Source organism: Nocardia lijiangensis NBRC 108240 (assembly GCF_001613045.1).
In the GTDB taxonomy this organism is placed as follows: domain Bacteria; phylum Actinomycetota; class Actinomycetes; order Mycobacteriales; family Mycobacteriaceae; genus Nocardia; species Nocardia lijiangensis.
Map to the genome: position 1 here is coordinate 1 of NZ_BDBP01000161.1, position 9338 is coordinate 9338.

At 68.6% G+C, this 9338-nt stretch carries 2 protein-coding genes; both read left to right on the plus strand.

All coding sequences use genetic code 11. The features are described from left to right. On the plus strand, positions 1-2434 hold a 2434-nt coding region (locus NL1_RS34775), incomplete at its 5' end, for a beta-ketoacyl reductase (protein WP_218024535.1). Positions 2435-2470: 36 nt separating this feature from the next. Beyond that, positions 2471-9338, plus strand: a 6868-nt coding sequence (locus tag NL1_RS39840; protein ID WP_162272798.1) for a type I polyketide synthase, incomplete at its 3' end; no start/stop codon positions are given.

Consider the following 9338-nt stretch of genomic DNA (forward strand, 5'->3'; position numbering starts at 1 on the left):
GCTCGAGGCAGCTGGGGCGAGCCGGTTCGTGGTGGCGGGTCCAGACGGTGGTCTGACGAGCTTGATAGAGCAATGCCTGGAGTCCGCGGAGTTCGTGGTCCCAGCCTTGCGCAAGGACCGCACCGAAGCATCGACGGTACTGATGGCGGCAGCATGCGTGGACGTCGTCGACGCGTCGGGTGCACGGTGGCCGGCGGTCTTCGAAGGCTGCACGCCACGGCGGGTGCCGTTGCCCACCTATGCCTTTCAACGGCGCCACTTCTGGCTGGAGCGGGCGGCGGGCTCCCGATCCGACCTGTCGGCCACCGAGGACGCCATCGATAGCGAGTTCTGGCGTGCTGTCGACGGCGCCGACACCGATGTGCTCGGCATCGACCCGGATCGCCGCTTCGGAGAGGTCCTGCCACTGCTGTCGTCCTGGCGCTTGCGGCGCCGAAGCCGGTCGATGATCGGCTCCTGGCGTTACCGGATCGAATGGGTCCGGCTCGCGGACCGCCCGCTCCAGCCGTCGGTCACGTGGCTTGTCGTCGTCTCGGCCGGTGCTGCGCTCGACGGAGATCCGGTTGGGGCGCTTCAGGAGTCGGGCGTCGACGTGCGAAGGATAGAGATCGATGCCGACCGGATAACGCGGCACGAGGTCACCGACCTGCTCCGTCGCGAACACGCGGCGAGCGAACTATCCGGTGTCGTGTCGTTCGCCGCGTTGGATGATCGGCCCAGTACCCGGGCTACCGCATTGACCCGAGGCGTGCTGGGGAATCTTCTTCTCCTACAGGCTGCGAGCGATGTGGGTGCCGGTGTCCCGCTGTGGTGTGTGACCAGCGGCGCGGTCGCGGTCGGTCCCGCCGAGCGTGTCGGCAGCGCACGCCAAGCGCCGATGTGGGGCATCGGGCAGGTGGCAGGTCTGGAGCTCCCGGACCGGTGGGGCGGCATGATCGACCTGCCCGCCCATTGGGACTCCGCGCTCCTGCGCCGACTGCCGGGTTTGCTGTCACGCGATGATGGCGAAGATCAGATCGCGCTGCGCCCGTCGGGCAGCTACGGTCGGCGGATGATGCGGGCGCCGCTGCCCGAATCAGGTCTGAACCGATCGTGGACGCCACGGGGAACGGTCCTGGTTACCGGCGGCACCGGCGGTATCGGCGCGCATCTCGCCCGGTGGCTGGTGCGGGGCGGGGCAGCGCATGTCGTGCTGCTGAGCCGACGCGGCCCGCGCGCTCCCGGCGCCGGTGAACTGGCGGCGGAGCTGACGTCGCTCGGCGGCCGTGCCACGATCCTGGCCTGCGATGTGACCGATCGCGACGAGGTGGCCACGGCACTGACGGCAATCGATGACGGCGACATCCCCTTGACCGCCGTGATCCATGCGGCCGGAGTGGAATCGCAGTGTCGGATCACCGACACCGATCCGGCCGCGCTCGCCGCTGTCGCTGCCCCCAAGATCGCAGGCGCCCAGCACCTCGACGACCTGCTCGGCGAGCGTCCGCTCGATGCCTTCGTGCTGTTCTCCTCCGGCGCCGCGACGTGGGGCAACAGCGGCGGCGCCGGGTACGCCGCGGGCAACGCGTTCCTGAACGGTCTCGCCGAACACCGGCGTGCCCGCGGACTGGTCGCCACCGCACTGGCCTGGGGCGGCTGGGCGGGCGGCGGGATGGCCGAGACCACCGGCGCGGCCGACTATCTCGAACGCAGGGGCGTGCGGTTGATGGACCCGGATACCGCTCTACGGGCACTGAGTCAGGCGGTCGGCAACAACGAAACCGTGCTCACCATCGCCGACATGGATTGGACGTTGTTCACCGGGCCCTACACGATGCTGCGCCATCGGCCGCTCATCGCGGACCTCCCCGACGTGCGGGCGGTCTTGCGGAACGAACAGGACGACACCGCGGCCACGGCGGAGTCGGAAGCCGTGTTGCGGCGGCGGCTGACCGGCCTGCCCGCGGCCGAACAACAACGTCTGCTGCTCGACCTGGTGCGCGACCAGGTTGCGAGGGTTCTGGGCCACACCGCATCCGATGTGGTCGCACCCGACCGCAATTTCAAGGACCTCGGATTCGATTCGCTGACCGCCGTCGATGCCCGCAACCGATTGAGGTTCGCAACCGGGCTGGCACTTCCGGCGACCCTGATCTTCGACCATCCCACCTCCCGGGCCGTCGCCGAACACCTCCATCACCAACTAGGCGTCGGCGAGACCGATGCCGTGGAGAAGCGAGTGCTGCGTGCGGTGGACGAGCTGGAAGCCGTGCTGCTCGACACTCGCCCGGAAAGCCCCGAACGCCGCAATGCCACACAGCGTCTCGAACACCTCCTCCTGAAATGCCGTGACACGGCGGGGGTTCCAGGGATTGCGGATACCAAGGACGCCCTGCGGTCCGCATCGGCAGAGGAACTCGCGGACTTCATCCAGACGCAGCTCGGAAAATCCTGACGTGCGCACCGGCTTTCGACAGATAGGTCCAGATCGATGAAAGACGACAAGATCCTCGAAAACCTGCGATGGGTCACTTCCGAGCTGTACGAGGCCAAGCAGCAGCTGCATGCACTGTCGGAACCGGTGGCGATCGTCGGGATCGGATGCCGCTATCCGGGAGGTGTGTCCTCGGCGGCGGATCTGTGGGATGTGGTGGCGGCGGGCCGGGATGCGGTGTCGGGGTTTCCGGCCGATCGGGGCTGGAGTGTGCCGGCCTCGCTGGACGTGCGCGAGGGTGGATTCATCGATGGAGCCGCCGATTTCGATGCCGGGTTCTTCGGAATCAACCCGCGTGAGGCCATGGCGATGGACCCGCAGCAGCGGTTGCTGCTGGAGACCTGCTGGGAGGCACTGGAAGACGCGGGAATCGACCCGGAGACGTTGCGCGGCAGCGATACCGGCGTGTTCGCCGGGGTGACCGACCAGGGTTACGGCCCACGCCTCCACCAGGTCGCCGACGCCGACAACGTCGCGGGTTATCTCTTGACGGGGACTACATCGAGCGTGGTGTCGGGCCGGGTGTCGTACGTGCTCGGCCTGGAAGGCCCCGCGGTGTCGGTGGATACGGCATGCTCGTCCTCCCTGGTCGCCCTGCACCAGGCGGTACAAGCCGTGCGGTTGAACGAGTGCACGTTGGCGCTCGTCGGCGGGGTGACGGTGATGGCCACACCTGCGGCATTCCTCGAGTTCTCCCGACAGGGTGGCCTGTCGGCGGACGGGCGCTGCAGATCATTCGCGGACGCGGCCGACGGTACCGGATGGAGCGAGGGCGTCGGCGTGCTCGTAGTGGAGCGGCTGTCGCAGGCACGACGCCGCGGTCATCGGGTGTTGGCGGTGGTTCGGGGTAGTGCGGTGAATCAGGACGGTGCCTCGAATGGTTTGACCGCGCCGAATGGTCCGTCCCAGCAGCGGGTGATCCGCCGGGCTTTGGCGAACGCGGGCGTCGCCGCATCCGACGTGGACGTGATCGAAGCGCATGGCACCGGCACGACACTGGGTGATCCGATCGAGGCGCAAGCGCTGCTGGCGACTTATGGGCAGGATCGGCCCGCCGACCGGCCGCTGTGGCTGGGCTCGATCAAATCGAATATCGGTCACACGCAGGCGGCAGCGGGGGTGGCCGGGGTGATCAAGATGGTCGAAGCCATGCGGCGCGGCGTTCTCCCGAAAACACTGCATGTCGACGGGCCGTCCTCCCATGTCGACTGGACCGCGGGCGCCGTGGAACTGCTGACCGAGGCAAGGGCGTGGCCGGAGACGGACCGGCCGCGCCGGGCCGGAGTGTCGTCGTTCGGGGTCAGCGGCACGAACGCGCACGTGATTGTGGAGCAGGCGCCCGCGGCCGATCCCGAACCCGCCGAGGCCGCCGCGCCCTGCGAGATGGCGGTGGTTCCGTGGGTTTTGCGCGGGCGGAGCAGAGAAGCGTTGCTCGCCCAGGCGAAACGGCTGCACGACTGGATCATTCGACATCCGGAGTCGTCCCCGGTGGATGTGGGCTGGTCGCTCGCGACGATGCGATCGCGATTCGAGCACCGCGCGGTCGTCGTCGGTGCCGATCGTTCGGAGCTGTTGTCCGGGTTGGCGGCGTTGGCGGACGGGACGCCGACGACAGGCGTTACGTGGGGGAGAGCGGACGGCACGGGGCAGACCGCGCTGGTGTTCCCTGGGCAAGGCGCGCAATTCGTGGGCATGGGCCGGGAGCTGTTCGCGGCCTTTCCGGTCTTCGCGAGGACATTCGACGAGGTCGCGGCTCGGCTGGAGGAGCGGCTGGGCGGTGTGCTGCGCAAGATCCTGTGGGGCTCGGATCAGGAGGCGGCAAACGCCACCGTGTTCGCGCAGGCCGGTCTGTTCGCCGTGTCGGTGGCCTCGTACCGACTGCTCGAATCATGGGGCGTTCGGGCGGATTTCGTGGCTGGTCATTCGATCGGCGAGGTGGCGGCGGCGCATGTGGCCGGTGTGCTGACGCTCGACGACGCAGCCACGCTGGTGGCCGCGCGCGGACGATTGATGCAGGCGCTGCCGCCGGGCGGGGCGATGTGTGCCGTGACGGCGTCCGAAGCCGACGTATCGGCGATGCTGACCGACGGTGTCGCTGTTGCGGCGGTGAACGGACCGGATGCGGTCGTGCTGTCCGGCGCGCGCGATGCGGTTGCCGAGATCGTGGACCGGTTGCGGCAGCGGGGAATACGCGTCAGCTGGCTACCCGTGTCGCACGCATTCCACTCGCCGCTGACCGAACCCATGCTTGCAGAGTTCGCCGATGCCGTTGCCGGGCTTTCGTTCAGTACGCCGTCGATCCCGATCGTGTCGAATATCAGCGGGAAGCTCGCAGGTCCGGAACTGGCGACGCCGCGGTACTGGGTGGACCACGTCCGCGAGACGGTGCGCTTCGGCGAGGGAATGCTCGCCGTGCGGCGAGCAGGAGCCACCGAATTCCTGATCGCGGGACCTGACGGTGGTCTCACCGCATTGATCGGCCGGAGCCTCGAATCCGCCGACGGGGCCGAGGTGGCGGCGGTGCCGCTGCTGCGCAAAGACCGGCCGGAGGTATCGACCGCGCTGACCGCTGTCGCGCAACTGGACGTGAGGGGCGCGGATGTGGACTGGGCTGCGGTGTTCGCACCGGGCGCGCCCCGGCGGGTCGAGCTGCCGACCTATGCGTTTCAACGGCGTCGGTACTGGCTGAACGCGACCACGGCTGCGGGTGAGGTGTCCGCGGCGGGATTGTCGGCCGCCGATCACCCGTTGCTCGGTGCGGTGGTGACTTCCCCGGATTCGGGTGGCGTCGTGCTCACCGGCACACTGTCGCTGAATTCCCAGCCGTGGCTCGGCGATCACGCCGCGGGTGGGGTGGTGTTGTTGCCCGGCACGGCATTCGTCGAGTTGGTGCTGCGTGCCGGTGCCGAGATGGGCTGCGCCACGGTGCGGGAGCTGACGTTGGTGACGCCGCTGGTGTTGCCGTCCGCGGGTGGGGTCCGCATCCAGGTGGTCGTGGCGGGCCCCGACGAAACCGGCGCGCGCGCCGTATCGGTGTACTCGTGCATCGAGGACGCGAATACCGACGAGGAGTGGACGGTACACGCGCAAGGCGTGCTGAGCCGGCAGGCCGCGGGCCACGGTGCAGCGGATCGGCTGGGTGACTGGCCGCCTTCGGGTGCGGTACCGATCGACGTGAGCGGCGTCTACGACCGGCTGACGGACGTGGGCTACGGGTACGGGCCGATCTTCCGCGGCCTGCGGTCTGTGTGGCAGCGGGACGCGGACCTGTTCGTACAGGTCGATCTGCCGGAAACCGACACGGGTACAGAGGGTTTCGGCGTGCATCCGGCGCTCTTGGATGCGGCACTGCATGCGCTGGCGCTCGCCGAACCGGAGAGCGGGGACGGACCGTCCATGGCCATGCCGTTCTCCTGGCAGGACGTGACGCTGCACGCTACCGGAGTGTCGTCATTGCGCGCCCGAATCTCCTCAGCACCGAAGGGTAACGGCGCGCTGGCGATCGTCGCTGTCGACGAGAACGATCAGCCGGTGCTGACGGTCCGCTCGTTGACCACGCGGCCGGTGGCGGCCGAACAACTGTCCACTGCCGGATCGAATGATCGGTTGCACGCGGTCGAATGGAATCCGCTTGTCCCGCCCGTCAGCACACCGCCGGTTGTTGCGGATCTGATGTCGTTCTCCGACATCGGCTCGTTCCCGACCACGATCCGCCACGAACAGGACAGACCTGATGCCATGCCCTCGGTTGTCGTCATCGACGTCCCGGGTAGCTGTGGGAGTGTCGGTGACGTCGTAGCGAGAATTCATACCGCCACCCGCCAGGCGTTGGCAGCGGTGCACACGTGGCTGGGTGCGTCGCGATTCGGGACGAGCACGTTGGTGCTGATCACGCATGGCGCGGTCGGGCCGGCCGGAGAAGATGTGACGGACCTGGCGGGCGCCGCGATGTGGGGGCTGGTGCGTGCGGCGCAGTCGGAGGATCCCGGTCGAATTGTGCTCGTGGACAGTGATAGTGCGCCCGGTGACGTCGGTGTGGTGCCCGCGGTGCTCGCCTCGGGCGAGCCACAGGTCGTTGTTCGCGGCGGTGTGTTGCATGCGGCCCGGCTGAGGCGTGTCCCCGCCACGGGCACCCGAGTGCGGCGAGGTACCGGGCGAGCGCTGACCGATGGGACGGTGTTGATCACCGGCGGTACCGGAGGGCTCGGCGCGGCGATGGCCCGGCATCTCGTGGTAGCGCATGGGGCCGGATCACTGATGCTGGTGAGCCGTCGTGGACCGGCGGCACCCGGCGCAGCCGAATTGCTGCGGGAGCTCACCGATCTAGGGGCTCGAGTTCGCGTCGTGGCTGGCGACGTATCCGCGCGCGATACGGTGGCGGAACTGATTGCCTCCGTGCCGCAGGAGTCTCCCCTGGTCGGGGTGGTGCACGCGGCGGGCGTGCTCGACGACGGTGTGGTCGCATCGCTGACGCCGGAGCGGCTGGATGCGGTGCTGGCGGCAAAAGCCGATGCGGCCTGGTACCTGCACGAGCTGACCAGGAACCTGGATTTGGCGATGTTCGTGCTGTATTCGTCGGTCGCGGGGACTTTCGGTGGCGCCGGCCAGGGCAACTATGCGGCCGCGAACACGGTCCTCGACGGTCTGGCCGCACACCGGCGCGCGAACGGGTTGGTGGCGACGTCGATCGCATGGGGCATGTGGGCCTCGAACACCGGAATGCGCGGGCAGCTCGGCGCGGTCGACGCCACGCGATGGAACCGGACCGGGTTCCTGGAACTGTCGACCGAGCAGGGCTTGGCACTGTTCGATGCCGCCGTGGGGCAGGACCTCGCCGAGGTGGTCGCAGTTCGCTGGGACCCGATCGCGCTCGCGGCACAGGCCGGGACCGAAACCCTCGCGCCGCTGCTGCGGGACCTGGTGCCGCGCGCGCGTCGCGGTGCCACGGGAGCAACCGGTGCTTCGGCGGCGGATTCGGCGGCGGTGCTGCGTGAGCGGCTGTCCGGCCTCGCCGCGCCCGACCGAGTGCGGCTGGTGCTCGCCCTGGTACGTGACCAGATCGCCACAGTGCTGGGCTACGACGGGCCGGCCGCCATCGAGGAGGGTCGCAATTTCGGAGAGTTGGGATTCGATTCGCTGACCGCGGTCGAGGCTCGCAACCGGCTCAGCGCCGTAACCGGTCTGCGGCTGCCTGCGACCCTCGTCTTCGACTATCCGACGCCGGATGCCGTTGCCCGCCTGATTCTTCGGGATCTGCTCGGCGAAGAGCCGGATACTCCATCCGGAAACGCACCTGCCCATTCCGCGGCGGAGCCGGTGGTGATCGTCGGCATGGGATGTCGCTATCCGGGCGGCGTGGGCTCCCCGGCGCAGCTGTGGGATGTGGTCGCCGAAGGCCGGGACACCATCTCGGGATTCCCGGTCGATCGTGGTTGGGATGTGGCGTCGTTGTTCGACCCGGATCCCGCGGCGGTGGGGAAATCGTACGTCAGCAGGGGCGGATTTCTGTACGACGCGGCTGAATTCGACGCGGAGTTCTTCGGCATCAGCCCCCGGGAAGCCGTCGTGATGGATCCGCAGCAGCGGCTGCTGCTGGAAACCAGCTGGGAGGCACTCGAAGACGCGGGCATCGCGCCGGAGTCGTTACGCGGCAGCGACACCGGCGTGTTCGTCGGCACGATGTACCACGACTATCCAGGCAGTGCGGTCGCAGGCGCGATCGTGTCCGGGCGGGTGTCGTACGCGCTCGGACTGGAAGGGCCTGCGGTATCGGTGGATACGGCGTGCTCGTCCAGCCTGGTCGCCCTGCATCAGGCGGTGCAGTCGGTGCGTTCGGGTGAGTGCGCACTGGCCTTGGTGGGCGGGGTGACGGTGATGGCGACGCCGGGCACCTTCATCGAGTTCTCCCGGCAGCGTGGGCTCGCCCCGGATGGGCGGTGCAAGTCGTTCGCGGATGCGGCGGACGGTACCGGATGGAGCGAGGGCGTGGGAGTGCTTGTGGTCGAGCGCCTTTCCGACGCGCGCCGCCACGGCCACGAAGTGCTGGCGGTGGTGCGTGGATCGGCGGTGAATCAGGATGGTGCGTCGAACGGTTTGACCGCGCCGAACGGCCCCGCCCAGCAGCGCGTGATCCGCCGGGCCTTGGCGAACGCGGGACTGGTTGCCGCCGAGGTCGATGTGGTCGAGGCGCACGGCACCGGAACACGATTGGGCGATCCCATCGAAGCGCAGGCGCTGCTGGCCACCTACGGCCAGGATCGGCAGGCGGATCGTCCGCTGTGGCTGGGATCGATCAAATCGAACATCGGTCACACGCAGGCCGCCGCCGGTGTCGCGGGCGTGATCAAGATGGTGGAAGCGATGCGCCGCGGGGTGCTTCCCGCCACCCTGCACGTGAATTCGCCGTCCTCGCACGTGGATTGGACATCCGGTGCGGTGGCATTGTTGACCGAATCCATGGCGTGGCCGGAGACGAAACGGCTGCGGCGGGCGGGCGTTTCGTCGTTCGGGGTCAGCGGCACCAATGCGCACGTGATTCTGGAGCAGGCCCCGGTTGCCGATCACGAAGCGATCAGCACCGCGACTGTCGACCCGATCGGCGCAAGCGATGGTGCGGTGCCGTGGATTGTCTCGGCGAAAGACATATCGGCGCTCCGCGCACAGGCACAGCGCTTGGTGGAATTCCTGGCCGAGCGACCCCGGCTGGGCCCGGTCGATGTGGGATGGTCGCTGGCGACGACGCGGTCGCGGTTCGAGCATCGTGCGGTGGTGGTCGGTGCGGATCGGACGGAGTTGTTGTCCGGGTTGGCGGAGTTGGCTGGGGGTAGGTCGTCGGCTGCTGTGGTGCGGAGCGTGGCTGGTGTGC